This window comes from Paraburkholderia sp. 2C, from assembly GCF_054589215.1.
The window spans coordinates 1-26146 of record NZ_BAAILL010000042.1; the positions used below are offsets into that span (position 1 = coordinate 1).

Annotated in this window: 23 protein-coding genes; 9 read left to right on the plus strand and 14 right to left on the minus strand. The window is 64.9% G+C overall.

The window, feature by feature from the left end; genetic code table 11:
• The coding region (locus ACYPXD_RS20040) for a citrate/2-methylcitrate synthase (RefSeq protein WP_459714968.1) at positions 1 to 580 on the plus strand (580 nt) is incomplete at its 5' end.
• Between the two features lie 60 nt (positions 581 to 640).
• On the opposite strand, the gene ACYPXD_RS20045 is transcribed toward ACYPXD_RS20040, so the two are convergent.
• Positions 641 to 1579, minus strand: coding sequence for a peptidoglycan DD-metalloendopeptidase family protein (locus ACYPXD_RS20045; protein WP_459714970.1), 939 nt, complete (start codon positions 1577 to 1579; stop codon positions 641 to 643).
• Between the two features lie 646 nt (positions 1580 to 2225).
• A complete protein-coding gene (locus ACYPXD_RS20050; protein ID WP_459714973.1) occupies positions 2226 to 3236 on the minus strand; it encodes an aldo/keto reductase in 1011 nt (336 codons plus the stop codon).
• Between the two features lie 136 nt (positions 3237 to 3372).
• Here ACYPXD_RS20050 and ACYPXD_RS20055 point away from each other — a divergent pair, with 136 nt between their 5' ends.
• The 3 genes from ACYPXD_RS20055 (at position 3373) to ACYPXD_RS20065 (ending at position 7025) form a co-directional block, all read left to right on the plus strand.
• A complete protein-coding gene (locus ACYPXD_RS20055; protein WP_459714976.1) occupies positions 3373 to 4314 on the plus strand; it encodes a LysR family transcriptional regulator in 942 nt (313 codons plus the stop codon).
• Positions 4315 to 4606: 292 nt separating this feature from the next.
• The gene (locus tag ACYPXD_RS20060; protein ID WP_459714980.1) at positions 4607 to 5530 is read left to right on the plus strand and encodes a GlxA family transcriptional regulator; all 924 of its coding nucleotides are present in this window, start codon (positions 4607 to 4609) and stop codon (positions 5528 to 5530) included.
• Positions 5531 to 5654: 124 nt separating this feature from the next.
• Complete coding sequence (locus ACYPXD_RS20065) at positions 5655 to 7025, plus strand: undecaprenyl-phosphate glucose phosphotransferase (RefSeq protein WP_459714982.1); 1371 nt, start codon at positions 5655 to 5657, stop codon at positions 7023 to 7025.
• A 31-nt stretch (positions 7026 to 7056) separates the two neighbouring features.
• Here the strand turns inward: ACYPXD_RS20065 and ACYPXD_RS20070 are convergent, their stop codons facing one another.
• From ACYPXD_RS20070 to ACYPXD_RS20120, 11 genes are all read right to left on the minus strand, one after another.
• On the minus strand, positions 7057 to 7467 hold the full coding sequence (locus tag ACYPXD_RS20070) for a serine O-acetyltransferase (protein WP_459714985.1): 411 nt from the start codon (positions 7465 to 7467) through the stop codon (positions 7057 to 7059).
• A 19-nt stretch (positions 7468 to 7486) separates the two neighbouring features.
• A complete protein-coding gene (locus ACYPXD_RS20075; RefSeq protein WP_459714987.1) occupies positions 7487 to 8698 on the minus strand; it encodes an oligosaccharide repeat unit polymerase in 1212 nt (403 codons plus the stop codon).
• 14 nt (positions 8699 to 8712) lie between these two features.
• A complete protein-coding gene (locus ACYPXD_RS20080) occupies positions 8713 to 9453 on the minus strand; it encodes a WecB/TagA/CpsF family glycosyltransferase (protein WP_459714989.1) in 741 nt (246 codons plus the stop codon).
• Positions 9454 to 9537: 84 nt separating this feature from the next.
• A complete protein-coding gene (locus tag ACYPXD_RS20085; RefSeq protein ID WP_459714992.1) occupies positions 9538 to 10365 on the minus strand; it encodes a heparin lyase I family protein in 828 nt (275 codons plus the stop codon).
• Positions 10362 to 11531 (minus strand): glycosyltransferase family 4 protein, encoded by a 1170-nt coding sequence (locus ACYPXD_RS20090; protein ID WP_459714994.1) that lies wholly within the window; start codon positions 11529 to 11531, stop codon positions 10362 to 10364. The genes ACYPXD_RS20085 and ACYPXD_RS20090 overlap by 4 nt, the downstream gene beginning before the upstream one ends.
• Entirely contained in the window at positions 11528 to 12844 is a 1317-nt protein-coding gene (locus ACYPXD_RS20095; protein ID WP_459714997.1) for a flippase, read from the minus strand. The genes ACYPXD_RS20090 and ACYPXD_RS20095 overlap by 4 nt, the downstream gene beginning before the upstream one ends.
• Positions 12837 to 14081, minus strand: coding sequence for a UDP-N-acetyl-D-mannosamine dehydrogenase (wecC, locus tag ACYPXD_RS20100; protein ID WP_459715000.1), 1245 nt, complete (start codon positions 14079 to 14081; stop codon positions 12837 to 12839). Before wecC ends, ACYPXD_RS20095 begins: the two co-directional genes overlap by 8 nt.
• A gap of 78 nt (positions 14082 to 14159) precedes the next feature.
• A complete protein-coding gene (gene wecB, locus ACYPXD_RS20105) occupies positions 14160 to 15314 on the minus strand; it encodes a non-hydrolyzing UDP-N-acetylglucosamine 2-epimerase (protein ID WP_459715003.1) in 1155 nt (384 codons plus the stop codon).
• A 40-nt stretch (positions 15315 to 15354) separates the two neighbouring features.
• A complete protein-coding gene (locus ACYPXD_RS20110; RefSeq protein ID WP_459715006.1) occupies positions 15355 to 17559 on the minus strand; it encodes a polysaccharide biosynthesis tyrosine autokinase in 2205 nt (734 codons plus the stop codon).
• Positions 17560 to 17563: 4 nt separating this feature from the next.
• Positions 17564 to 18001 carry a low molecular weight protein-tyrosine-phosphatase gene (locus ACYPXD_RS20115; protein ID WP_459715009.1) on the minus strand — a complete coding sequence of 146 codons (438 nt, stop codon included), beginning with the start codon at positions 17999 to 18001 and terminating at the stop codon, positions 17564 to 17566.
• Positions 17998 to 19155, minus strand: a complete 1158-nt coding sequence (locus tag ACYPXD_RS20120) for a polysaccharide biosynthesis/export family protein (RefSeq protein ID WP_459715011.1) — start codon at positions 19153 to 19155, stop codon at positions 17998 to 18000. Before ACYPXD_RS20120 ends, ACYPXD_RS20115 begins: the two co-directional genes overlap by 4 nt.
• Before the next feature lie 399 nt (positions 19156 to 19554).
• Between ACYPXD_RS20120 and ACYPXD_RS20125 the strand changes: the two genes are divergently transcribed.
• Together ACYPXD_RS20125 and ACYPXD_RS20130 are read left to right on the plus strand one after the other, a co-directional pair.
• Complete coding sequence (locus tag ACYPXD_RS20125; RefSeq protein ID WP_459715013.1) at positions 19555 to 20658, plus strand: OpgC domain-containing protein; 1104 nt, start codon at positions 19555 to 19557, stop codon at positions 20656 to 20658.
• A gap of 221 nt (positions 20659 to 20879) precedes the next feature.
• On the plus strand, positions 20880 to 21674 hold the full coding sequence (locus ACYPXD_RS20130; protein WP_459715779.1) for an alpha/beta hydrolase: 795 nt from the start codon (positions 20880 to 20882) through the stop codon (positions 21672 to 21674).
• A gap of 117 nt (positions 21675 to 21791) precedes the next feature.
• Here ACYPXD_RS20130 and ACYPXD_RS20135 read toward each other — a convergent pair whose 3' ends face one another.
• Positions 21792 to 22895: an AI-2E family transporter gene (locus ACYPXD_RS20135; protein WP_459715015.1), complete on the minus strand. Its 1104-nt coding sequence runs from the start codon at positions 22893 to 22895 to the stop codon at positions 21792 to 21794.
• Positions 22896 to 23226: 331 nt separating this feature from the next.
• Between ACYPXD_RS20135 and ACYPXD_RS20140 the strand changes: the two genes are divergently transcribed.
• From ACYPXD_RS20140 to ACYPXD_RS20150, 3 genes are all read left to right on the plus strand, one after another.
• Positions 23227 to 23517 carry a DUF3331 domain-containing protein gene (locus ACYPXD_RS20140; protein WP_459715017.1) on the plus strand — a complete coding sequence of 97 codons (291 nt, stop codon included), beginning with the start codon at positions 23227 to 23229 and terminating at the stop codon, positions 23515 to 23517.
• A 555-nt stretch (positions 23518 to 24072) separates the two neighbouring features.
• On the plus strand, positions 24073 to 25287 hold the full coding sequence (locus tag ACYPXD_RS20145; RefSeq protein WP_459715019.1) for a sulfotransferase family protein: 1215 nt from the start codon (positions 24073 to 24075) through the stop codon (positions 25285 to 25287).
• 429 nt (positions 25288 to 25716) lie between these two features.
• Positions 25717 to 26055 (plus strand): DUF4148 domain-containing protein, encoded by a 339-nt coding sequence (locus ACYPXD_RS20150; protein ID WP_459715021.1) that lies wholly within the window; start codon positions 25717 to 25719, stop codon positions 26053 to 26055.
• Positions 26056 to 26146: the final 91 nt, after the last annotated feature.

Genomic DNA, 26146 nt, shown 5'->3' on the forward strand with positions numbered 1-26146 from the left:
TGCGGAGCACGAGTTCAACGCATCGACGTTCACGGGCCGCGTGATCGCGGGCACGGGCTCGGACATGTATTCGGCGATCACCGGCGCGATCGGCGCGCTGCGCGGGCCGAAGCATGGCGGCGCAAACGAGGCCGCATTTGAAGTGCAGACGCGCTATCCGAATCCGGACGAAGCGGAAGCCGACATCCGCAGGCGCGTGGAAAACAGGGAAGTCGTGATCGGCTTCGGTCACCCGGTCTACACGACCGGCGACCCGCGCAACAAGGTGATCAGGGAAGTCGCGAAGAAGCTCTCGAAGGAAGCGGGCAACACGAAGCTGTTCGATATCGCCGAGCGGCTCGAGACGGTGATGTGGGACGCGAAGAAAATGTTCCCGAATCTCGACTGGTTCAGCGCGGTGTCGTATCACATGATGGGCGTGCCGACCGCGATGTTCACGCCGGTGTTCGTGATCTCGCGCACGAGCGGCTGGGGCGCGCACATCATCGAGCAGCGCATTGACAACAAGATCATCCGCCCGAGCGCGAATTACACCGGGCCGGAGAATTTGAAGTTCGTGCCGATCGGGAAACGAGGCTGAGCGAGCGTGGCGTGGTCGCGGAATCAAACGCCGCGGCCAGCGCCCCAAGCCTGCACGATCTCAACCCCGGCTATGCGGTAAATACGGCATCGGATCGATCGGCTTGCCGTCGCGCCGCAGCTCAAACCCGACCGAAACACGCGAGTTGTTTTCGCTGCCCATCTCCGCAATCTGCTGGCCCTTGCGGACGATGTCGCCCATCTTCACGAGCAGCTTGCGATTGTGCGAGTACGCGGTCAGAAAGTCCTTGTTGTGCTGGACGATGATCAGACTGCCGTATTCGTTGAGGCCCGTGCCCGCGTACACCACCTTGCCGTCCGCCGCTGCGCGCACCGGGTCGCCGGGTTTGCCGCCGATTTCGATACCGCGCGTTTCGCCAGGCTGGAACTGCTCGACGACGTTGCCCTGCGCGGGCCACGCGAGCGTCACGCCATTCGCGTGACGCGAGAGCGCCGTGTTGACCTGATGCACTTCCTCGGGCGTCATCGGCTCGGCGCTCGCAGCGGACGGTTGCTGCGATTGCGGCGTGCTCGCGGCAGCCGCGTCGGTAGTCGCACCGGCAGCCGGCGCGCTAGCCGGCGTCGACGCCGCAGCAGCCGCCGCGGTCGCATTGCGCGCCGCTTCCGGCGACGACACGATGAGCGTCTGCCCAGGCTTTACACGCGCCGAGGGTTTCATCCGGTTCCAGGCGGCCAGCTGTTTGACGGTGACGTTATGCTTCTGCGCGATCCGCTTCAGCGTATCGCCGCGTCGCACCTTGTACATCGCGGGCTTGACGGCTGCGGGCGGCGTCACCGCCTTCGCTGCGGCAGCAGGCGCCGCGGCATTCTGCGCAACCACCGCAGCGCTCGATGCCGCGACGGCCGGCGCCGATGCGGCCGATACACCTGACGCACCTGACGTACCTGACGTACCCGGTACCGCTGCGTCCGCGCCAGTCCCCTGCTGCTGGACATTCACACATCCGGAGAGCGCAATCACAAGCGCCAACCCGGCCAAGCCACCACTCGTGCTGCCGAAGCGACTCAGGCCACGGCGGTCAGCACGCCTGCCATCAGTCCTGTCGAAACAACGATTCGACATCTTTTACTCCATGTTCGTCGGCTGATGCGACGTCCGCGGCGATGCCAGCGTGACCATCGACATCCGCCGTGCTTGACGAAGCCGCGGCTCGAACGCAGCGATCCTTCATCAATAGGGCCAGATAGGCAATCGAAATTCAAGCAGAATTGTAAAGGCATCACGTCAGCAAAAGACGCCGCCCTACACTTCGATACAACTGTTTAACGGCTGTATTGAGCGTACGTCGTGCAATGCACAAGACGATGCGATCGCATGCGTCGGCACCCGCGCGCCGCGGCCTCATTTTTCTATCGGCAGATCGCCGCGAAACTTAAGCGGCAAGCGGGTTCGCGAGCGAATGAAGGTCTAGCCGGGCGACGCTGCCGCGGTCCGCGAGTGCGAACGAGGCGCGTGTTTTCGAAGGCGGGACGAAGCTGCTTCGCACAGCGTCGGTACCCGCCCTGAAGGAAGAATTTGCCGAAAGGGCAAGCGCGGCCGCGGGCCTGCGAGCCCGTCGGCGCGAACGTTGAGGTGGGGTTTAACCTGGCATCGACAACGACATCTCCATCGCACGTCTCATCCTTCAATGCGCAGCGGCATGATGCTGTTCGCTGTCGAGATGTTTCATGCCGATCTCGTTGTAGCGCGCTCCCGCAACCGCTTCGGCCGGCACCGCCGCTTCGATCTGCGCCAACTCGTCGGGACTCAATCGGACCTCGAGCGCGGCGAGCGCATCCTGCAGTTGCGGACGGCGGCGCGCCCCGATGAGCGGCACGATATCGTCGCCGCGCGTGAGGGCCCAGGCGAGCGCCAGTTGCGCCGGGTTGCCGCCGTGCACCGCCGCGACTTCGCGTAACTTGTCGACGAGCTTCAGATTGCGCTCGAGATTCTCGCCCTGGAAGCGTGGACTGATGCCGCGGAAATCGCGCTCGAGCCTGCGCTCCTTCGACCAGCTGCCGCTCAGAAGCCCGCGCGACAACACCCCGTAGGCCGTGATGCCGATGCCGAGCTCCCGGCACGTCTGCAGGATGCCGCGCTCGATGCCGCGCGACATCAGCGAATATTCGATCTGCAGGTCGCTAACGGGCGCAACGCTGTGCGCGCGCCGCAGCGTCTCTTCGCCGACCTCGGACAAGCCGACGTGCCGCACGTAACCCTGTTCGATCAGATCCGCAATCGCGCCGACCGTGTCCTCGACCGGGACCGACGGGTCGAGTCGCGCCGGGCGGTAAATGTCGATATAGTCCGTGCCGAGGCGCCTGAGCGTATAGGTGAGAAAATTGCGCACCGCCGCAGGCCGTGCGTCGTTGCCGAGCCAGTTGCCGCCCGGGTCGCGCAGCGCGCCGAACTTCACGCTGATCACGACGTTCTCGCGCTGGCGTCCGCGCAGCGCGTCGCGAATCAGCATCTCGTTGTCGCCCATGCCGTAGAAGTCGCCGGTGTCCAGCAGCGTGATGCCGGAATCGAGCGCGGCGCGCAACGTCGCGATGCCTTCGTCGCGATCGGCGGGGCCGTACATGTCGGACATGCCCATGCAGCCAAGGCCGATGGCGGATACTTGCGGGCCTTGCCGGCCCAGTCGACGGGTATTCATCATGTGCTCCGAAGGATGGCTAATGGTGTCGTTTCCGAAGCAAATTCTGCATCCCGTACGATCGGCGATAAACGCGGCGCTTTTGACCAGACTGGTCGAAACGCGCTAACAATCGGGTAGTCACAGGAGTTCCCGGATGGACCACTTGCAGGCGATGAGAGTGTTCGTACGCGTTGCGCAACTCGGCAGCTTCACGAAGGCCGCCGAACAGATGCAGTTGCCGCGCCCGACTGTCAGCAATGCGATCCAATATCTGGAAGCGCATCTGCGCGTGCGTCTGCTGCAGCGCACGACACGCCGCGTCGCGCTGACGACCGAAGGCGCCGCCTACCATGCGCGCTGCGTGCAGGCACTCGCCGATATCGACGACGCCGAATCGCTCTTCGCCGACGTGTCGGCGGGGCCGCGCGGCGCGGTGCGCGTGGACATGCCCGAGCGGCTCGCGCTGCATACGGTCATCCCGGCGTTGCCCGATTTCTTTGCGCGCTACCCCGATATCCGCATCGTGCTGTCCGCGACCGACCGCGTGGTCGACCTGATCGACGACGGCATCGACTGCGCGCTGCGCGTCGGCGTGCCGCGCGATCAGTCGCTCGTTGCGCGGCGCGTCGGCGAGTTCGAGCAGTTTCATTGCGCGTCGCCGGCTTACCTCGAGAAGCATGGCGTGCCGCATTCGCCCGACGATCTCGCGGACCACGTCGCGGTCGGTTTCTTTTCGAATCGCACGGGCCGCGACCTCGATTGGGAGTTCGAAGAAGATGGCGAACTGCGCACGCTCACGATGCGCAGCGCGGTGTCGATGAACAGTGCGCACGCATACGTGGCCTGCTGTATCGCGGGTCTCGGCCTGATACAGGCGCCGCGCGCGAGCATCGAACCGCTCGTGGCGTCAGGTCAACTGGTCGAGGTGCTGCAAGACTGGAAGGCGCCGCCGTTGCCCGCATCGATCGTGTTTCCGCAGCAACGTCATCTTGCACCACGCGTACGCATCGTCATCGACTGGATTGCGGAGTTGCTCGGCGCCGCGTATCCGCAAATGATCGATGTAAACGACGGGACAACCAAGCGACGCACCTGACGTATAAGCGTTCACGTTTCGAAAGAATGGTGGCATCGAAACCATTTATTTAGCATCGCTAAAGTGACTCGATCATTGACTCTCGTCAAACCATTCCGCTGTTCAGACTTTTCTCCGGATCAAATCGGAGTGGTCCTATATTCCCTCCGCGACATGTTCTCTATGCTTCCCCCCTCGACGCTGGGGAGCGAGTAGCGCGCAGCAAGACCCGCGAGCCGCCCGCCGACAGGCCACATTGCAAATGGGTGCGGCTTGACCAGCGGATCCGTTGCCACGTGGAGATGCTCCGAAGATGAGTTCGATCGACTATGTTTTTACGCCGTCAAGACGGCCACCGGGCACCGCGCCATGCTCTATCGGCATTGTGCTGTTCGATCGATTCTCGTTGTTGCAGGCAGTCGAAATCGCCGACGTCTTCGAAAGAGCGAACCGGCACAATGCCGGCGCATCGGCACCGCACTACAAGATCACCTTTCTTTCGGCAAGCGGCGGGCATGTGACCTGCTCGCTGCGCATCGCCGTTCTGACCCAGAAGCTTCCTGAACCTGCTGCCTCGCGGCGCGGCCTTCGCGCGCTGTTCGTCGCCGGCGGCGACGGCGCGAATGAAGCCGCCTGCGACCCGCGACTGGTCGCCTGGCTGCGCGAGGCGAGCGCAGCCGCCGAAACGGTCAGCGCGATCGGCGAAGGCTCCAGCATCCTGCGCGCCGCTTGCGCGCATCCGTCCGATGCGGTTCGGGGCGCATCGATGGTGTCAGCCGTGGAAACCGCGCTCGACCTGGTGCGCCGCGATCTCGGCGCCGACGCCGCGCGCGAAGTTGCGACGCAGTTGTCGTGGACAAGCCTGCCCAAACCCGTCTCCATTGCGCTGGATAGCCACGAGCCGATCAAGCGGAAGATCCGTGACAGCGCGCAATGGATCGCACGCAACTGCGACAAGCGCATTTCGATCACGACGGCCGCGCAGCACGCCGGCATGAGCGAGCGCTCGTATCTGCGGCATTTTCGCGCGGAGATGGGCATCAAGCCGTCCGAACATCTGCGCCGCACGCGCGTCGAACTCGCGTCGACCCTGCTCGCGCAAAGCGACCTGCCCGTCGACAAGATCGCGCGCCGCTGCGGCCTCACCAGTGGCGAATGCCTCGCGCGGCTGTTCCGGCAAGTCGTCCATCTGTCGCCGACCGAATACCGCAGCCGCGCGCGTCACGATCCGGCATGACGGTACGCACGCGCGGCTTGCAGCCGCCGCGGTGACGGCTTACGACCTTCCGTACGGCACCTCGCTACGATCCGGTCACATCGACCTTTTCTTCGCCTTCTGAACGCTTTTGGCTTCGCGTCCCATGTTTTCACTCGCTTTACAAATCGGCGATCTATTGATGATCGTGGCCGGCGCACTAGTCGCGCTTTCCCTCACTTACAGCGATATCGCGCCTTCGTATCCCGACGATCTGTTCGGCTTGCTGGGCGTCTTGCTGGCGTTGCTCGCGTTCCATCTGACCGGCGTCTACCGGTCATGCGGCAGTAACCGGGCAGCGGCGCGGTCGACCTCGCGCGCAATTTGCGGCTGGCTTGCCGCGCAACTCGCGGTCACGCTTATTTCGGATCACTATCCGGGCGCGGCGCAGCGTATGAGCTGGATGCTCTGCTGGACGGCGCTCAGCGCGGCGCTGCTGCTGCTCCATCGCTACACGCTGTACACCGCGGTGCGCGCGCTGCGCAGCCGCGGCTACGGACGCACGCCGGTTGCAATCGTCGCACGCGCCGAGCATGGCCGCGCAATCGCCACGCGGCTCGCCGCGAAACACGACGCCGCGTTTGCGCCCGAACTGATCTTCGACACCGCGCTCGAGCGCGATACGCTCGTGGCGGACATTCCTGCCGTGTGCCAGCTCGAATCGTTTACGCAACTGGTGCGCGCGCATCGCATCGGCGAACTGTGGATCGTCGAGGCGCGCGGCGAGACCGGTTGCGTCGAACGGATCGTCGACGCGTTCCGTGACGACTTCGTCAATATCCGCGTCGTGCCCGCGCTCGAAGGACGCACGCTGCCGGAGCCGGCCATCGTCGATTGCCTCGGCATGCCGGTGCTCAATGTGATTGCATCACCCGAACGCGGCCTGCGCGTGCTGCCCAAAGCGATCTTCGACCGGCTCTTCGCGCTGTGCGCGCTGCTGGCGCTCGCCCCGGTGCTGTCCGCGATCGCCGTGGCCGTGAAATGCTCGTCGCCGGGGCCGGTTTTCTTCCGGCAAAGCCGCAAAGGCATGAACGGCGAAGTGTTTTCGATCTACAAGTTCCGCACCATGTATCAAGGCGCCGACGGGCCCGGCACGGTCAGACAGGCGAGCCGCAACGACGCGCGCATTACGCGCATCGGCCGCTTTCTGCGTGGCACGAGCCTCGATGAATTGCCGCAGTTCATCAACGTGCTGAAGGGCGAGATGTCGGTGGTGGGACCGCGGCCGCACGCCGTCGAGCACGACGAGTACTACAAGAACCTTGTGCAGGACTATATGTACCGGTACCGGATCAAGCCGGGCATTACCGGCTGGGCGCAGGTCAACGGGTATCGCGGCGAGACGGAACGCGTCGAGAAGATGGCGGCGCGCGTGATGTTCGATATTCACTACATCCAGCATTGGACCATGGGGCTGGATCTGAAAATCGTCTGGTTGACGGTTTTGAAGGGGTTTGTGGGCAGCAACGCGTATTGATGCGTTACCGCCTTGCGCGCACCCGGCCGCGCTATCTGCGCACGATGCGCGCAGGCACACCCACGGCAGTCGCACCGGCCGGCACATCGGCCATCACCACCGCATTCGCGCCGATTTGCGCTCCGCGGCCGATCGTCACCGGTCCGAGCACGCAAGCGCCGGCACCGATCAGCACGTTATCCTCGATAAGCGGCGCGCCGGCCAGGCCGCCGCGCCCGCCGATCACGACATTCGGCGCGACGACCACATTGCTGCCGATCACCGCGTGCCGATGCACAACGATCCCGAGCCCCTGATAGCCGAACGTCACGTTGCGTCCAACCTCGACCGACGGCGGCAGCGAAACGGAAAAGAGCATCCGGTTAAGCACCTTGAGCAGCCACGGCAGGCAAGGCACGCGAAGACGGTACAACAGACGGGACAAACGGAAAACGTAGATCATAGGTCACTCACGCATCGATTCACGCACGGCGGGCCATCGATTTCAGATGGTCGAAGATCCTGATCGCGATCAGGAATAGCAGGAAGAACACGAAGTTGACGTCCCAGTAGCCCGAGTGAATCGACATCAGCACGAGGGTCAACAGATAGCAGAAGCTGAAACGCGCAAGCACGCCGTTTCTCAAGGCGTACGCATAAAGCCGCGCTACGCACAAAGCGATGCCGAAGAAGCCGGCGAACACGCCGATATAACCGAAGTCGACGAACAGCGCGCCTTGCAGCGTCGGCGTGATGCTCATCGGCCGACCCGCGATCCAGCGCGCACCGACCAGATCACCGACGATATTGCGCGCGCCCCAATGCTTGCCCGGCAGAAAGGTTTCGAAGTTGCTGAGCAGCAGGCCGCCATACAGATGCTCGCGCATCGAACTGCCGAGCGTGGCGATGGTGTTCTGGCTCGCGTCGAACATCGACAGCGCCGGCACGAAGGGCAACAGATAACGGTGCTCGCCGATAAAGCCGAAATCGATGTTGGTGAAAAAGCGTTCGACGTCGTAACTTTGCGCCACACGGAAGAGCGCCATCGTCGCGGCAAAGCCGATCAGCGCGCCTGCGGCGATCAGGCTCACCACGACCGCCTTGCGCCCGGACACCCTGAAGATCACGAAATACACGTAGCAAACCGTCACGAACGCCAGCACCGGCGAGCGGTAACCGAGCAACAGGATGCCCGCGAGATAGATCAGCGGTTGCACGAAATCGACCTTGCGGCCGCTTTCGAGATCCGAGATCGTGCGAATCATCAGCCAGAATCCATAGAGCGGCGCGAGGTTCGAGACGAGCGCCGAATTGCCGAAGCGCGATTCGCCCATCAGTAGCGGAATGCCGCGGTTCCCGACAATCTCGAACACGACGCAGCCCGCAAACAGCACGAAAAACACGCAGGTCAGCTGCTTCGACGTACGCGGCTGCAACGGCCGCGCCCGCGAAGGCGCACGGCCAGACGCGGCAATGCCCGAGACCGCATATCCGAGCACGAGGCCCAGCAACGCGATGCCGAACAGGGTCCAGCACAGACTTTTGTCGTACGCGTTTGCGATCGACCACGGCATGTCGATCAGGCCCGGCAGGTTGTACGCGATATAGACGCACAACACGAGCGTCCACGGATTCATATGCCGCAATGCCGAGCGACGCGTGCCGCTCGCGGGCCCATTCAACCAGCGTTCCATCCACCCTGCTCCGCTTATGCGCGCGGCGTAGTGAGCCACGCCTTGGCAAGCATCAGCGCAAAGCGGCTGTTCGTGCCCAGATAGCGCCGCCACATCCGCCGCGGCTCCTGCACGACGCGAAACAGCCACTCGAGGCCGCAACGCTGCATCCAGCGCGGCGCACGCCTGACTTTGCCAGCGATCACGTCGAAGGTGCCGCCGACGCCCATCACGAAGTCCACGCCCAGTTCGCGCCTCCAGCGGTTGATAAAATTTTCTTTCTTCGGCGACGTAATCGCGACAAATAAAAGACGCGCACGGGACGCGCGGATCGCACGCACCACGCTTTCCTCGTCGTCCCAGAAGTACCCGTGGTGAAAGCCGGCGATCTCGAGCCTCGCGTGACGCTCGCGGCAAACCTGTGCCGCACGCTCGACCACACCGTCGGTGCCGCCGAGCAGATACACCGGGTAGCCGTGCGTTGCCGCATGCGCGAGCAGCCGGTCGAACAGGTCGACGCCCGCCACGCGTTCGGGCACGTCGCAGCCGAGCAGGCGCGCGCCCCATACCACACCCATGCCGTCGATATTGACGATGTCGCATGCCCGCACCGACTCCGCCAGGTGCGCATCGCTTTGCATATGCACGAGCTTCGCCACGTTGACCACGACATGCTGCGTAAACTGCCGCGCCGCAATGCGCTGCCCGATCCAGTCGACGGTTTCATCCATCGTCGCCGCGTCCATCCGGCAACCGAAGAGTTTGATACGTTTCATAAGCATGTAAGCGAGATCGACGACGCAGACCGGGCAGTTCGAGCAGGTCGACCGTTCGTCGTGGGGCAACGGAATACGGCGCAATCAACGGCGCACGACGGAAACGGATAGCGGTCCGTAAAAAATGGTGCTCGTGGCGACGTCCGAGGGCGCCATGTCCCACTCCGGCTTGTAGAGCCCGAGTTTCAGATAGGCGTCGTTGACGGCCGGGTATGCATTCGGCGCACCGGGCGCCGCGAATACCCGCACACCGTCCTTATAGAGTTCGGTGACCGCGCGCTGCCCGGTTTCGTCCGGCACGTAACGGATGGCCCAACGCACCCAGCGCCCGCGATCCACGTCTGCGCAGCAGAGCCATTTGCCGGCGGAGACCTGGTCGTGCCGCACGCCGCCGTGTACCGATACCGCGTAGCGATCGCCGAGCAGCGCGAGTGCGAGCGTCGGCGCGCCGGTCCACTTGCCCTGGTTGACTTGCGTGATGATCATCAGCTGGCGCGCATCGAAGGCGAAGTCGGCGGGCAGCCACGTGCTCCAGCGAATCAGATAGTCGCGGTTCTGCTCGAAACGCACGGGTGTCGGGAATAGCAGTTCCGCGCGCGGCACGCCATTCGCGATGCCGGCATAGCGTTCGCTGCGGTCGATATGGGCGCGCAGCACCTTGCGCGCGGCGTGCTCAGCAGCCGCGGAATCGGCGGGATCGCCGACCAGCGCGATGCCGCCGGGGTTCGCCTGAATCCCGGCCCGCGGGTCGAGACCCTGCTGCCAGTCGGTTTCATACAGCGTGACGTACGCGGCGGAGTCCGCGAGCGCCGGCACGTCGGCCGCTTCCGTTGCATACGCCGGAGTCAGCCCGACGAAGGCCGCTGCTTTCATCGCAAGCGCAGCACGCACGCACCAACGGCTCGTCATCATGATTCGCCTCGCTGTGCGCGCGTCATCCCGCTCATCGACCGGTAGCAATCGACATATCGGGCGATAACGGCCTCGCACGAATAGCGCTGCTGCGCGCGCGCGAGCGCCGCGCGCCCCATCGATGCCGCCTTGTGTGCATCGCCCATCAGCAACTTGAGACGCAGCGCGAGCGCGTGCGGATCGGAGGGCTCGACCAGAAAACCGGAGACGCCCTCTTCGATCAGATCGAGAAAGCCGCCAACGCGCGTGCCGATCACCGGCACACCCGAAAACATCGCCTCGAGCGTGGCGATGCCGAACGACTCGTAATGGCTCGGCATGCAGAACACGCGTGCGTCGCGATAAAACGCGAGCTTCGCGTCGCCTTCGAGCCAGCCGACGAACTGCACGTAGTCGTCGATCCGGTAGTCGCGCGCGAGCCGCTGCCAGCGCGCGATGTCGCCGCCGCCTGCGAAGCGCACAGGCACGTAGTAGCCGTCGTCGGCAAGCAGTGCGATCGCGGTCAGCAGGTCGTCGATGCCCTTTTGCTCCGCCAACCGGCCGGCAAAAGCCACATACGGTTCCTGCGGCCCGGCATGCGGCACCTCCTGCTGCGCCGCATGCGCATGGGCAGCCGCCTGCGCATCGTGCGCGGAATTGCCTATCACATGCAGCGTGCGGCGCGCTGCGCCGAGCTGCCGCATCTCGCCGGCAATCGCACTGGACACCGCCACGGACGCGTTCGCATCGTGCAGAAACCACGCGATGGCCTTGCGTGTGAGCGGTCCGGCTTGCGTCGCGAACGGCAGGAAGTTGCCTGCATGCAGATGGAAAACCGTTTTCTTGCCGTGCAGCTTCGCGAGCATCCACAGCATCAGCTTGCGATAAAACGACCCGTGCACCGACACGTGAAAATGCACGATGTCGGTATGCCGCAGCGCGCCGAACGTGAAGCGCGGCAAATCGACGAACGCGAACGTGGCGAGTGCCGCAATGCTCCTGAAACCACGCGTTTCGAAGAATGACAGCCCGACGGCCGCATCCGCGAATCGCGCGCGCTGCGAAGCGAGTTCGGCGAGCACGGACGCAATGCCGCCGCGCTGGCCGCGCCCCGGGCCGACATGCAGCACGCGTATCGGGCGCCTCGCGTGGGTCGCGGGCGTGGCGCCGCGCATCGGCGTATTCATCGATGCCTCCCCCAACCGGTGAGATACGCACGACGCTGCCCGTCGGCGAAAATCGACCACAGATAAAGCGCAAGCAGCACCGCTTGCGCAAGCAGAAACGCCACTGCCGCGCCCAGCGCGCCGTGACGCGGCACGAGCACAAAGGCGACGGCGACATTGAGCAGCCCCGCGGCAAGAATCAGGCGCGACCGGTTGCGCCCCGCACCGAATGGCAGCAACACCTGTAGCCCCAGAAAATAGGCAAGATTGCCGAACAGCATCGACGCGCACAAAAGCGCAAGCACCGGGGCCGCACCGCTGAAAGCGCCGCCGAGCACGAGATGGGCAAGCGGCTCGGACCAGCCGATAAACACCACCGCGCACGCGCCCGACATGGCCACCGTCAGGACCGCGCCCGCCACGGTCAGCCGCGCGGCCGATGCGCGGTCACGCGCGAAAAGCGCCGCGATACGCGGATAAAGCACGGCGCAAAGCTGCGCGGGAGCGAGATTGCCGACCGTGCGCAGCTTGTCCGCCGCCGCATACAGGCCGGCCTCATAGAGCCCGGCTGAAGACTTCAGCAGAATCGTGTTGGCCGCGCCGAACAGGCTCACCGATGCGCTCGCAACGAACGCGTCGGCCGCTTCGGCGATCTGCCGGCGGATTGCGCGCCACGACCACTGCGGCGCGCGCAGCACGCTCATGTGCCATGCGATCGCCACCGACAGCAACGCGGCCACCACGGGCCCCGCCGCCTGGATCGCCGCGGCAAGCGCCACGTCCTGCGGGCCTTTCACGAGCCAGAAAGTCAGCGGCAGCGTGACGCCGCGGTTGATTGCCACCATCGCCGCAATCAGGCCGAAGCGCTCGGCTCCCTGAAAAAACCAGTAAAGCGTGAACACGTTGCCGAGCACGCCGAGCCACGACAGCAGAATCACATCGCGCGACGTCCGATCGTGCGGCGTGAACGCAAACAGCAGCGCCAGCGCGACGAACGAGCCGACGCACAGACACGCCTTCGCCGCCGTCACCGACCAGATCAGTTCATTGAGCGCCGCGGCGCGCCCCGCGCGTTCGACGACGGCTTTCGGGCCGGTCAGGCCGAAGCCCCATTCCGTGAGCAAGGTGCCATACGTCGCGAGCGCCATGCCGTACGCGAGCACGCCGAACTGCTCCGGTCCGAGCATGCGCGTCAGATAAGGAAACGTCGCAAACGACGCGAGATAGTTCGCCGCGAACGACACGATCATGATCGCGACGTTACGGCTCACCCGCGCGCCGGAATGCGTAGCGGCATTCCCGGCGCGCCCCGCGCCGCGTGTTGCGTCACTCATGCGACAGCAGCCCGCGCGTATCGATCACGACCTTGGCCTGCAAGCGCACCGGCTCGATCCGTTTGAACGGCGTGTGATCGACGAGAATCACGATCACGTCGGCCACCGCGATCGCATCGTGCAGCGCCCACAATTCGGCCTTGCCGACGAGCGAAGGCGGCAGCACAGCGATATTCGGCTCGACCGCCAGCACGCGGCCGACACCGCGTTCGGCGAGTTCACCGACGATGCCGAGCGCCGGGCTTTCGCGCAGATCGTCGATATCGGCCTTGAAAGCCAGCCCGAGGCACGCGATGACCGGCTCCTTGAAGCGCGTCGTCGCGCGCTCGATGCGCTCGAGCACGTGATGCGGCTTGTCGTCGTTGACGATTCGCGCGGTGCGGATCAGGCGCGCGGCTTCCGGCGCCGAATCGACGATGAACCACGGGTCGACCGCAATGCAATGACCGCCGACGCCCGGCCCCGGCTGCAGGATATTCACGCGCGGATGCCGGTTCGCGAGGCGGATCAGCTCCCATACGTTGATATCAAGCTGCTCGCAGATCAACGAAAGTTCGTTGGCGAACGCGATATTGACGTCGCGGAACGCGTTCTCGGTCAGCTTGCACATCTCCGCCGTGCGCGCGTCGGTCAGGATGCAGTTGCCGGTGACGAAGATCTGATAGAGCGCGCGCGCCGCTTCGCCGCAACGCCGCGTCATGCCGCCGATCACGCGATCGTTTTCGACGAGTTCGCGAATCACATGCCCCGGCAGCACGCGCTCCGGACAATGCGCGACACGAATATCGGACGCCTCGCCGGCCTGCTGCGGGAAACTGAGGTCGGGCCGCATGTCGGCCATCCAGCGCGCCACGAGCTCGGTCGCGCCGACCGGCGACGTCGATTCGAGCACGACGAGATCGCCTTTCTTCAGCACCGGCGCGATGGCGCGGCTCGCTGCTTCGATATAGGCGAGATCGGGCTTATGCCCTTCGGCGAACGGCGTCGGCACGGCGATCAGAAACGCGTCGGCCGGCTCCGGTGCGATCGTGGCGCGCAGGAATCCTTGCGACACCACCGCGTGCACCAGCATGTCGAGTTCGGGTTCGACGATATGAATCGCGCCGCGATTGATCGTATCGACCGCGTGCGGGTTCACGTCGACGCCGATCACGCGTTTGCGTCTGGCCGCAAATGCGGCGGCGGTCGGCAGACCAATGTAGCCGAGCCCGACTACGGAAATGGTTTCGAATTCCATACAATACCTTTCGTGTTTGACCTTGGTGACCGGCGGTAACGGCCGGCGGGAGCGTTGATCGTTTCCGATGCGGACCGGTTACGCCGCGCAGAGACTGGCGTCGCGCCGCCAGACCGCCTGCAGCGCAGCGACAATGCGCAGCGCCGCATGACCGTCGCCATAAGGGTTCGCCATGCGCGCCATGGCGGCGCAGGCGTGCGGGTCGTCGAGCAGCGCGAGCGTGCCCGCCACAATTGCGGCCGCGTCGGTGCCGACGAGCTTGACGACGCCGGCGTCGACCGCTTCCTGGCGCTCGGTCGTGTCGCGCATCACGAGCACGGGTTTGCCGAGCGACGGCGCCTCTTCCTGCACTCCTCCCGAATCGGTCAGAATCAGATCCGCGCGATCCATCAGCCGTACGAACGGCAGGTACTGCAGCGGTTCGATCAGATGCACGTTCGCGATGCCGCCGAGCAGGCGGTTCACCGGCTCGCGCACCGCCGGGTTCAGATGAACCGGATAGACGATATCGACGTCGGGCCGCGCGTGCGCGATATGCGCGAGCGCCGCGCATATCCGCTCGAAGCCCGCGCCGAAGCTTTCGCGCCGGTGCCCGGTAACGACGAGCGTGCGCCGGCCGTGCGCAAGCCGCGGCAGATCCGCATCGGCGGCAGCGGCGATCTCGGGCTCGTGCGCGAGCCGTTCACGCACCTCGAGCAGCGCATCGATCACGGTATTGCCGGTCACCACGATGTGCGTATCGTCGACGCCTTCCGCGAGCAGGTTTTGCCGCGCGCGTTCGGTCGGCGCGAAATGCAGCGCGGCAAGTGCGCCGGTCAGCTTGCGGTTCGCTTCCTCCGGCCACGGCGACAGCAGGTCGCCGGTGCGCAGCCCCGCTTCGACGTGCCCGACCGGCACGCGCTGATAGAAAGCCGCCAGCGACGAAGCAAGCGTCGTCGTCGTATCGCCGTGCACCAGCACGAGGTCCGGCCGGCAATCGCGAATCACATCGCGCATGCCATGCATGATCGACGCCGTGACGTCGTACAGATCCTGGCCGCGCTTCATCACGTTCAGATCGAAATGCGTGCGGATGCGAAACAGTTCGAGCACCTGATCGAGCATCTCGCGATGCTGTCCGGTCACGCAGACAAAACAGTCGACGCCGTCCGTCGCGGCCAGCCGCTTGACGAGCGGCGCCATCTTGATCGCTTCGGGCCGCGTACCGAAGGCCAGCAACACTCTCTTGTTCATATCCGCTCCACCGCGAATTCCACTGCAATTGACCGTCCGTTCATTGCGCCACGCTCTCGTACGGCGAGAAGCCGCCATACGTGCTCCCGCGCTGCGGCACATCGCACAGCACGATGCCGCTGACCGCCACGCCCGCGCTGCCGAGCAGTCGCATCGTGTGGCGCAGTTCGGCGCCCGAATGGCGGCCGTGACGCATCGCGAGCAAGGTGGTCCCCGCGTGCTTGCCGATCAGCATCGAATCGGTCACGGCGAGCACGGGCGGCGTATCGACGATCACGACGTCGTATCCGCGAGAAAACTGTTCGATTGCGGCGGTGAAGCGCTCGCCCATCAGCAGCTCCGCGGGCGTCGCCGTGCTCGTGCCGCGCGACAGCACGTCGAGCCCAGGCAGCACACCACGCTGCACAACGCTTGCGGCGGTGGTGCCGGCGAGAAGATCGGCAAGACCCGGCACACGCGTGACATCGACATACGATTCGATGCTGCCGCGCCGCAGGTCCGCGTCGATCAGCAGGACGCGCTTGCCCGCCGCGGCGAGCACCGCGGCGAGATTCACCGACAGGAACGATTTGCCCACGCCGGGCCGGGGGCCGGTAACCATCACGACGTTGTTGATGGCATCGGCGCTCATGCGGAACTGCAGCGCAGTGCGCAGGCTGCGCACGCCTTCGACGGCGACGTCTTGCGGCGCATCGACCGCGAGCACCGCCGACGCGCCGCGCGCGCCGTGCCGCATACGCTGCAATTTGGCCTGTCGCACGCTGTGCGAAATCGACGCATAGACCGGCACGCCCGACGCCTGCTCGATATCGAACGTATGTTCGAGCCCACGCGTCAGCGAACGCCGCACGAAGGCCGCGCTCACGCCGAGCGCAAGACCGATGAGCGCCGCCGCGCCGATCACGAGCGCCTTGCGCGGCTTGACCGGCTGCTCCGCGGTCACCGCGAAGTCGACGATGCGCGCATTGCCCTGCTGCCCTGCGCGCAACACGCGCAGTTGCTGCGCGCTGTCCATCAGCTTCGTATAAAGCTCGGTGTTCACTTCGACGTCGCGTTGCAAACCGAGCGCGACCTGCTGCGTATCCGGCAGCTTTTTCACCTGCTGTTCGAGCCGCTCCTGCTCGCGACGCAAACCGGCGAGTTGCGCATCGATCGCGGCGAGCGATGGATGGCCCGGTGCGAAACGCGGCGCCAGTTCGTCACGTTGCTGCGCAAGCGCGAGCATCTTTTCCTTGCCTTCGACGATCGAGCGCAGCAAAAGGCGCGTCTCTTCCGCGAGATCGACGGTGCCGTGCTCGTTACGGAACGCGTTGTAGCGCTGCTCCGCGCGGTCGAGGTCTGCGCGCAGGCGCGGCATCTGCAGGTCGAGAAAATCGAGCATCTGCTGCGCCTGCCCCGACTTCAGATCGACATTGCGCTGCACGTATCGCTGCGCGATCGTGTTGACGGTCTGCGCCGTGCGCTCGCTGTCTTTGCCTTCGAGCACGATCGAAATCACGCCGGACTGCCGCGCTTTTTCCTTGACGTCGAGCGCGGCTTGCAGCGCTTCGGTCGTCAGTTGCCGCGATGCGCGCGCGAGCGTGAACTCGGCGCCTTCACGCGCGACGAAGCTTTCGACGTAGAGACGCAGCGGTCCATCGTGCGTCTGCCCGTCGACATTGCGGCCGGTTTCGCCTTTCGCCACGACCAGACCGTCCGGATCGATCAGCGAGAACGAGCGGCCGGCGCCGACGCGCAGCGTGAAGCGCCGGTCGTACAGGCGCGGCGGCACGTCGAACTGCGTGACGTTGAGCACCTCGCCGCCCCACGCGAAACGCGCGAGTCCGAGCACCGGCGTGCCGGGCTGGCCCGGTGTGGCACGGCGCGCAATCCATGCGCCGACGAGCGGGAAATAGCGTGGCCGTGCATCGATATCCAGATGCAGCATGCGCACCGCGTAGTCGACCACCTGACGCGAGCGGATCAGTTCGATTTCGGCTTCGGTGGCCGCCTTGCCGTCGAACAGCGCGGCGAGGTCGCCGAGCTTGTCGTTGACGAGGCTCGTGCTGTCGTCGACCTGCACAATCGCGTCGGCACGATACTTCGGTGTCGCCATCAATGCGTAGCCGACGCCGAGCAGCAGCGCGAGAGCCGTGATCAGCGCGATCAGCACGGCGTTCTCGCGAACGACCGCCGCGACCATCGACAGATCGACTTCATCGGGTGCGCCGTGCGCATCCGAAACGTAATGGGTTTGCGTAGACATTGAATCAGCGGCACAGTTGGCCGATGGCGGGATGCCAGTCGGTGAGCCCTTGCTCGATCTGTGCGATCGCCAGCTCGAAGATGAATGGATCGCGCCGGTACGGGTCGACGACATCGAAGCCGCCGGTGTCGCCGAGGCGATAAACCTTGCCTTGCGCATGCGGCCACGCATCGATCAATGCGTCGCGCTGCTGGCGCGTCATGGTCAGGATCAATTCCGCATTGCGCACATGCCGGTCGGCAAGCGGCGTCGCGACATGCGCAGATAAATCCAGGCCGCGCTTGCCCATCAACCGAACAGCGAGCGCATCCGCGCCGCGGCCGTCGGACGCGGACAAACCGGCCGACGCCACCGCCACGCCCGGCATCCGGCTCGCGAGCAGCACCTGTGCGACGGGGCTGCGGCACAGGTTACCGGTGCACACCATCAGAACGCCGCTCATTTGCCTACCACCGCGGCGGTGAGGCCTGTGTTGATCATCGGCAGCAACTGGTTCAGCACGCGACTAAAGCGCGCGAGCCCGGTCGCGTCGACATAGACGACGTCCTTCGGCTGCAGCTCGAACTGATTGGCGAGCAGCATCGCGACCGGCGAACTCGCGTCGAGGTGATAGACACTCGGCGTGCCCGACAGCGCGCCGCGGATCACATACATCTGCGCGGCGTCCGCGGTCGTCTGGTTCAGGCTGCCGGCCTGCGACACCGCATCGCTCAAGGTGAGGCGGCCGCTTCGCATCGGCACGGCCGTCGCCGGATGGTTGATTTCACCCATCACGTAGACGCCGTTTTCGTCGCGCGACACGACGCGCAGCATGTCGCCCGGCTTCAGCACGATCTTCGCCGGGTTCTTCTGCTGCTCGAAAAGCTGCGACAGGTTCACCGGATACGAGCGTCCGTCGCGCACGAGCACCATGCGGCTCTGATCCGCATTGGCCGTGAAGCCCCCCGCGCGGCTGACCGCTTCGTAGAGCGTCATCGGAATGTCGTTGATCGGCTGCACGCCCGGTGCATGCACTTCGCCGTCGACGTAGATCTGCGCCGAGCGGAACGATGCCACGCGCACCGTGAGCTGCGGATTGCGGAAGACGTTTGCGAGGCGGCGGGCGAGCAGATCGCGTGCTTCCCCGGCCGTCAATCCGGCGACCCGCACGCTGCCCGCATACGGAAACTGGATGCAACCGGAGTCATCGACGACGAAGCCCGCGGGCGCATCGGCCGGCCGCACCTGCGTCTGGGATTGCGCGCCTTGCGCGGCCGCGAGTTCGGGGTGATCCCATACCGTGATCTGCAACACGTCGCCCACGCCGAGCGTGTACGAACGGTTTGCCGAAAACAGATCGGCCGCGCTCTCGCCCGCGGCGCCATCGCGCAGCTGCGCGAGCAGCGCAGCGTCGATTTCACGGATCGGCACGCCGTTCGCGCTGCCGGCATCGGCGTGCGTCGTGGCGTCAGCCGATCCCGCAGTCGATCCCGTAGTCGCTCCGCTCGCCGCGGCGCCGCTCGACGTGGTCGACGCGTCGCGCGCCATGCGCATGCCCGGCGCGACAGTGCACGCGCAAAGCACGACCGCGGTAGCCGCCAGCGTCAATGCCGTCATTGCGCCACGGCCCAAAGCCGTTGCGCGCGCACCTTTCGATATCCTGCACAACATGAAAATAAATTCAGCGGCCTTTCGCGGCCTGCGTGCCCATCCCATGGACGGATGCCGGCGTTTCACGACCGGCCAGCACACAGCGGAAAAACTGAAAACCTCGCTTTTGAAGAGCCGCCCATCGTAGAAGTGCTTGCCACGCGAGTTCGGCCAAACTTCGAACCGTTTTCGCCAGACGCCTATCTCTTTTTTCAACGATGTCGATGTCGACGCGCGCTCGAACGACGCGCCCCGCGACCGCCATGTAATGCCCCGAAACACTTTCCAACAATCGACGGCGTACGAAACAGGAACCCGCGGCATCGGCGTGCGGTCTGTCCAGGGGGCTGCCAATCGACCGTATCCATGCCAAAACCCACTCCCCGCCTTATCGAACTCGATTTCTTTCGCGGACTCGTTCTGCTTGTCATCGTCGTCGATCACATCGGCGGCAGCATCCTGTCGCGCTTCACGCTGCATGCGTATGCGATGTGCGATGCCGCCGAAGTGTTCGTCTTTCTCGGCGGCTTTGCGACGGCGACCGCGTATCGTTCGCTCGCCGCGCGGTACACCGAAGCGGTTGCGCAGCAACGCTTCCTGCGGCGCGCGCTCGAGTTGTATCGCGCGTTTCTGATTACCGCGGTGCTGATGCTTGCGGTCACGGCAGTGCTCACCGCGTTGCGCATCGATGCGCCGAATCTCGCGATCACCGATCTCGACGATCTGCTCGATACGCCCGCTCCCGTGCTCGGCGACCTTTTACTGTTCCGGCGTCAGCCGTATCTCGCGTCGGTGCTGCCGATGTACGCGCTCTTCGCGCTGTCGGTGCCGGTCGTGCTGCCGCTCGCGCGCAGCAGGCCGTGGCCGCTCCTCGCCGGCAGCGTCGCGCTATGGGCGGTCGCGCCGGCCGTCGCCGGCGTGCTGCCGATCGCCGACGGCACGCAGTGGGACTTCAATCCGTGCGCATGGCAATTGATGTTTGTGCTCGGCGTGCTGGCGCGTTGTCAGCCCGTCTATGAACGCATGAGCGCGCATCGCGATGGCTGGCTCGTCAGCGCGCTCGCGCTCACCATCGTCGTGGTCGGCGCGTATTACAAGCTGTTTATCGAAACCACGCCGATGGACGGCGGCCTCAAGCAGAATCTGTCGTGGCTGCGCGTGGCGAACTTCCTCGCGATCGCGTGGCTCACCGCGCATATGATTCGCGCGGGCTGGGCGAAGACACTCGCGCAGCGGCTGCCGTGGATCGGTCAGGTCGGACGCAAAGGGCTGCTATGCTTCGTCGCGGGCACCGTGATCTCCCTCGTCGTCGATTCGCTGCTGTACAAGGCGACCGAGGGTTATCTGAATGTGCCGCTCGGCCTCGTGGCAGACGCAGTGGCAATCGGTGCACTGATTGCGGTTGCGAAAGCGTCGGCGCCGATCTCGCGGGTCTTCGCACCGAAGCTCGGCAACCCGTCGTCGAGCTAGCGCGCGAGCCCTTCGTGTTTGCTGGCGGTGCCGCTTGCATCGCCGCTGCATCTCGTTTATCGCTCATGCGCAGACCGTTTCGACCATTACGCCGGTCAACCAGCGGGTTCCTGTCCTGTTTCGCGGCGCTCGCCGTAACGGCGAATGCCGCGGCCGCAGTGGACACCCGAATCAATGCAGCGCTCACCACGGCCGGAACATCGGCGCCGCTCGCCGCGGGCATGTCCGCACCAGGCGCGAGCACAGTCGAATCCCGCGCGTTCCATTCGCATGCGCTGCGACGCGACTGGTCCTATGTGGTCTACCTGCCGCCCGGCTATCGCGCCGACGGCCCGCGCTACCCGGTGCTGTATCTGCTGCACGGTAACGACGACGACGCGCATCACTGGATCACGCAAGGCCGTCTGCAAGCGGCCGCCGACGCGCTGATCGCGCACCGGGACATCCCGCCGGTCGTGATCGTGATGCCGCAAGGCGGCACCGACTGGTATGTCGATCGCAAGGAGAAGATGGAAACCGCGTTCTTCGGCGAGCTGCTGCCGTATATCGAATCGCACTACGCCGTATCGGCCGACCGGAAAAGCCGCGCGATCGGCGGCGTGTCGATGGGCGGCTTCGGTGCGTTGCGCTACGCGATGCTCGAACCCGATCGCTTTTGCGGCGTGCTGCTGCTCAGCCCCGCCATTTATGCGGGCGAGCCGCCGCCGCAATCGGCCGCGCGCCGCGTCCACGTATTCGGCGAGCGGCACTTCGACGCCGACGTCTGGCACGCGTTGAACTACCCCGCGCTCTGGCAGCGTTACATGAGCCAGCCCTACCGGCCACCGATGTTTATCGCGGCCGGCGACGACGACCTCGTGATCCAGGCCGAAGCGTCGCTGCTCTATACGCATCTGCGCGAAGCAGGCAACCCGGCCGCGTTGCGAATTATCGGCGGCGGACATAACTGGGACACGTGGGCTGCCTTGCTACCCGCTGCGCTCAAATATGGTTTGACATGCATAAAGTCGGCATGACGCGCGATAGCCGATGCTTCGCCGCGCCGACGCCGCCCCGGCGGCCTTCAGCCGTCAGCCGTCAGTCGGCTGACGGTACTGCAGCTTTCACCGAGGCACGATTCCCCTTAACGGAGCCTATCGGACGAAATCGGTCCACAGCACCATCAGCACCGTCATCAGCGCGGGCCCGATAAAAACGCCGAGCAGCCCGAACGTTTCCGCGCCGCCCAGTATGCCGAACAGCACGAGCAGGAACGGCAGCCGCGTCGAGTTGCCGATCAGCACGGGTCGCACAAAGTGCTCGGCGATAAACACGATCACAAAGCCGAACACGACAAGGCCAATCGCGCCCGCCGTGCCGCCTTGCAGGAAAAGCCACAGGCCCGCGCAACAGAACACGATCGGGGCGCAGAACGGCAGCATCGCGGCGATGGCGGTCACCACGCCGAGCAGCGTCGCATGCGCCACGCCGGTGACCGCATACGCGATACCGAGCAGCACGCCTTCGCCGATCCCGACCACGACCAGCCCCGACACCGTGCCGCGCACCGCGCCCGCCATACGCTCCGCAAGCTGGGCGCTTTCGTTGCCGAACGCGCGCCGCATGCCCTTCAGCACCGCGCCCGAGAGACTCGGGCCCGCCTGAAAGATCACGAACAGCGTGACGAGCGTGAAGCCGAACACCATTAAAGCGTGCGCGGCCCGTGCGCCGAAATGGCGGCCGAATGTGACGACTGCGTTACCGTGCAGTCCTTTCATCGCCGGCGAAGCTTTCAACGGCTGTCCTAAGTTCGTGTTCCACCAGTTCATCACCTGCTCGGAACCGAACGGCAGATGGGACACGAAGTCCGGCATCGGAATCCCGTTCTGCTCGACGTTGTGCAGCCACACGGTCACGTCGTGCGCCTCCGTGGCTGCCTGGGCGATGCCGACGGCGGCAGGCAACACGAACAGCAGCGCGACGAGCACGGTCAGGAACGTCGCAATGATCGTCGTGCGGCCGTTGAATGCGGATTGCCGCTCGATCCTGCGAAAGAGCGGCCACAGTGAGGTCGCGATCACGCAGGCCCACGCGACGGCGGGAATGAAATCCCGCACGACCCATAACGCCAGTAACACGAGCGCGGCATAAAGCGCCGCCGAAGCGACCCGCTGCATCCTGCGACGGCTTTGTGTATCGGCGCCGGGCGATACGCGCGGCGGGGGCCCCGAAGGAACAGTGGGGGGGCGTGGAATCATATGGCCTCTTCATGTGTTATTGGGGGGCGAGGATTGTTCGCCGCGCGCGCGAGAAGCGCGCTGCGGCGCACAGTGCGCCGGTCTGCACATCTTAAAGGACGGGGACGCCCCCCGGCCCGCCGGCCTGTGCGGGCCTTGCACGGGGTACAAAAGCTTGTTGCGGGAACAGGATCGATCGGGCACCGCGCGCGGGAAAGGCCGATATCGCCGTACTTCAAAAGCTTTCATCCCAATTATTGCGAATCAGGCAACAGTATTTCAACGCCCGCACAATGGCGCTGCCGCGCTGACGGGACTACATTCGGGCACACCCGAATTTACGGAGCCGACCATGACGACGTTAGAGTGCGTACCACTGCTCGGTGCCAACGGCTTGCGCATCGAGATTCTCGAGCGCTCCGAAAACACGCTGGTGATCCGCTGGGTCGAACCCGGCAAATGTCACTATGGCGAACAGCGTTGGCGCCGCCGCTCGGCACACACTTCAGGCACGTGCGCGGTATCGCGCCGCAAGATCCGGCGCGGCGACGCGGTGTTCAAGCCGGCCGAAAGGCCCGCGCCGCTCAATGCGGCCGCCATGATCGCGGCGGACATTCTCACCAGTCTGATCAACGGCATCTAGCCGCGGGGCCTGTCGCCCCTCCTCCATGCGGCCCCCTCCGTGCGGACCGCACGCCGCCGGCCCGCTATCGTCGATAGCCTGGGCAGCCTGAGAACACGCGCCGCGCGGCCGACGCTTTCGGGAAACGCATTCGTGTTTGGCGCTGGCACCGGCGGCCGGCATGCTGCCGCGGCGACGGTAGCGGCTTACCCGTTCGCCTCGTTCGCCTCGTTCGCCTGCTCCGCCTGTTCGGCGCCGCCTCCGCACCTTACGTGCACCACTTCGGCGCCTTCCACCTCGCCGACCTTGCGTCGCGCGATCACCCTCTCCGCACAGCCTGTCATTGTGTGCACACCCGCGCCAGCCCAGCGAATTTCGCCCCACACTGAATCGATTCGAGTCGATGAATTAGAATGATCGCGGCACAGCAGCGTTAAGCGGATTGTGTGGCTCCTTTTCACCATTCGAAAGGATCACAGAACGAATCCGATCCGATCCGCGGCGGCTGCGAGTACGTAGTGAAGACGAGTCCTGAAGCTGTTCACACTACAAACCGGCAGGATGCGGGAGGGTACCTTGTTAAAACAATGGATACACAACACGCATAGCATCTCGCGGCTCGCATTGACGGGCTCCCGGCTTTCCGCAGCCGAATTGCTGTCCCGCGCACGCGCCAGAACAGGGCTGCACGATTTCGGCGCCGAGCCGATCGAGGACGCGCTGGACCAACTGCAAACCGCCGTGTACGAGGAAGCGGACCTGAGCCTGTTCGGCCGCGTCTCGACGCACTGGGACAACCTGCGGCTGCTCACGAACCTGCTTATCCTGCGCGATCGGGAGCTCGCCGATCCTGGCATTCTCGAGCGGCCCATCACGCAGCCGGTCTTCGTGCTCGGCATGCCGCGCAGCGGCTCATCGTTTCTGCATGCGCTGCTCGCCGAAGACGACGCAAGCTTCGCGCCGCGCTGCTGGCAGGCCATCTATCCGTATCCCGATCATCCCGCCGCGGGGCGCCGCGCGGGGCCGCGCAAGGTTCAGCGGCAGTTCGATTTCTTCCATCGTCTCGCACCGGATCTGCGCAATGTCCACCCGTTCAATGCGCTGACGCCGCAGGAATGCACCGAATTCACCGCGCACAGTTTTCGCAGCCTGCGCTTCGAGACGATTTACCACGTGCCGTCGTACAAGCGTTGGGTACAACAGGCGGGCCACGTGCAGGGCTATCGCACGCACCGGCGCTTTCTGCAGCATCTGCAGGGGCCGCGCGCGACACGCTGCGTGCTGAAGTGCCCCGATCATGTGTTCGCGATGGAAGCATTGCGCGAGGTCTATCCCGATGCGCGCGTGATTTTCACGCATCGCGATCCGCTGAAGGTGCTGCCGTCGGTCGCACGGCTCACGGAAGTGTTGCGCAAGCCGTTTGCGCGGCACATCGACCAGAACGCCATCGGCCAGCAGATCAGTTCCGACTGGGCAAACGGCGCGCAACAGATCATCGCGGCCGACTCGCGCGGCCTCTGGCCGGACGCGCACGTATTTCACGTGCACTACAAGGCGCTCACCGCGGCGCCGCTCGAAACGATACGGCAGATCTACGAACACTTCGGGCTCGAGTTCACGGCGTCGTTTCACGATCGGCTGGAAGAGCAGATCGCGCGCAAGCCCACTGGCGGCTACGGCAAGAACGTCTACCGTTTCGCGGACTTCGGCTTGCGTGCCGAGGAAGAACGCGAACGCTATCGCGACTATATGGCGCACTTCGATGTGGCCGAGGAAGTCGCCGTTCAGTGATCGTGCTGAATGCGGACGGCAGGCCGCGGACTACGGGCCCAGCCGCGCTCCCGCGGGCGTGCGCGGCAACGAACAACTGACGCCTGAAACCTGTCGCCTGTCGCATGGTGCAAACCGCCTGTGCGAACGGATAGGTCGCCGGCCATGCCGCTATCCGAACGTATAACCGGCTAGCGCCGCCGTATCGCGTCTGCTCTCCCGCCTATTCCAACGTATCGGGAATCACGACGATCGTCACGCCTGGGCGGACGATCGTATCCCTTTACGCGCCCGCGCTCCAAAACTAAATTTCACCCATCGCAAGTGCATCAGCGCTGCTGGGCAAAACCGGAACGCACTTCCGATGCCGGATTGAATGACGTTGCGTGCCTGAAGCCGATTTCACGACCCGCTTTCCACCTCAAACTCACTCGTTAAGGAGTCCAACTGATGAACAAGATCACTGTTGCCGCCATGCTCGCCGCTACCCTCCTCGCCGGTCCGATCGTGGCCCACGCGCAAACCAGCGATCCGGTCACGCGCGCCGAAGTGCGCGCCGATCTGGTCCGCGTCGAACAGGCGGGATACAACCCGTCGACCGGCGAAGACGTGAATTACCCGGCCGATATCCAGGCCGCCGACGCGAAGCTTGCCGCCCGGCAGGACAGCTCGTACGGCGGCGTCGCGCAAGGCACGTCCGCATCGGGTTCGAAATGGCACAAGCATGCGTCGATGGGTTCGAGCTGTGTCGGGCCGGTCAGCTTTTGCAACATCTATTTCGGCAGCTAACCGGGCAAGCACGCATTCGACGTGACGGTTCTGCGCGATCGCGCACGGCACAGGACCGTCTGCCTTGCTGAGTCATCCCGTATTGGTAATC

Coding starts and splice junctions, on each gene's coding strand:
- ACYPXD_RS20130 (WP_459715779.1), top strand. CDS start 20,880: ATGTCCGCACCAGGCGCGAGCACAGTCGAATCCCGCGCGTTCCATTCG.
- wecB (WP_459715003.1), bottom strand. CDS start 15,314: ATGAACAAGAGAGTGTTGCTGGCCTTCGGTACGCGGCCCGAAGCGATC.
- ACYPXD_RS20125 (WP_459715013.1), top strand. CDS start 19,555: ATGCCAAAACCCACTCCCCGCCTTATCGAACTCGATTTCTTTCGCGGA.
- ACYPXD_RS20080 (WP_459714989.1), bottom strand. CDS start 9,453: ATGAAACGTATCAAACTCTTCGGTTGCCGGATGGACGCGGCGACGATG.
- ACYPXD_RS20095 (WP_459714997.1), bottom strand. CDS start 12,844: ATGAGTGACGCAACACGCGGCGCGGGGCGCGCCGGGAATGCCGCTACG.
- ACYPXD_RS20150 (WP_459715021.1), top strand. CDS start 25,717: ATGAACAAGATCACTGTTGCCGCCATGCTCGCCGCTACCCTCCTCGCC.
- ACYPXD_RS20055 (WP_459714976.1), top strand. CDS start 3,373: ATGGACCACTTGCAGGCGATGAGAGTGTTCGTACGCGTTGCGCAACTC.
- ACYPXD_RS20135 (WP_459715015.1), bottom strand. CDS start 22,895: ATGATTCCACGCCCCCCCACTGTTCCTTCGGGGCCCCCGCCGCGCGTA.
- ACYPXD_RS20070 (WP_459714985.1), bottom strand. CDS start 7,467: ATGATCTACGTTTTCCGTTTGTCCCGTCTGTTGTACCGTCTTCGCGTG.
- ACYPXD_RS20115 (WP_459715009.1), bottom strand. CDS start 18,001: ATGAGCGGCGTTCTGATGGTGTGCACCGGTAACCTGTGCCGCAGCCCC.
- ACYPXD_RS20140 (WP_459715017.1), top strand. CDS start 23,227: ATGACGACGTTAGAGTGCGTACCACTGCTCGGTGCCAACGGCTTGCGC.
- ACYPXD_RS20050 (WP_459714973.1), bottom strand. CDS start 3,236: ATGAATACCCGTCGACTGGGCCGGCAAGGCCCGCAAGTATCCGCCATC.
- ACYPXD_RS20075 (WP_459714987.1), bottom strand. CDS start 8,698: ATGGAACGCTGGTTGAATGGGCCCGCGAGCGGCACGCGTCGCTCGGCA.
- wecC (WP_459715000.1), bottom strand. CDS start 14,081: ATGGAATTCGAAACCATTTCCGTAGTCGGGCTCGGCTACATTGGTCTG.
- ACYPXD_RS20065 (WP_459714982.1), top strand. CDS start 5,655: ATGTTTTCACTCGCTTTACAAATCGGCGATCTATTGATGATCGTGGCC.
- ACYPXD_RS20060 (WP_459714980.1), top strand. CDS start 4,607: ATGAGTTCGATCGACTATGTTTTTACGCCGTCAAGACGGCCACCGGGC.
- ACYPXD_RS20120 (WP_459715011.1), bottom strand. CDS start 19,155: ATGACGGCATTGACGCTGGCGGCTACCGCGGTCGTGCTTTGCGCGTGC.
- ACYPXD_RS20090 (WP_459714994.1), bottom strand. CDS start 11,531: ATGAATACGCCGATGCGCGGCGCCACGCCCGCGACCCACGCGAGGCGC.
- ACYPXD_RS20085 (WP_459714992.1), bottom strand. CDS start 10,365: ATGATGACGAGCCGTTGGTGCGTGCGTGCTGCGCTTGCGATGAAAGCA.
- ACYPXD_RS20110 (WP_459715006.1), bottom strand. CDS start 17,559: ATGTCTACGCAAACCCATTACGTTTCGGATGCGCACGGCGCACCCGAT.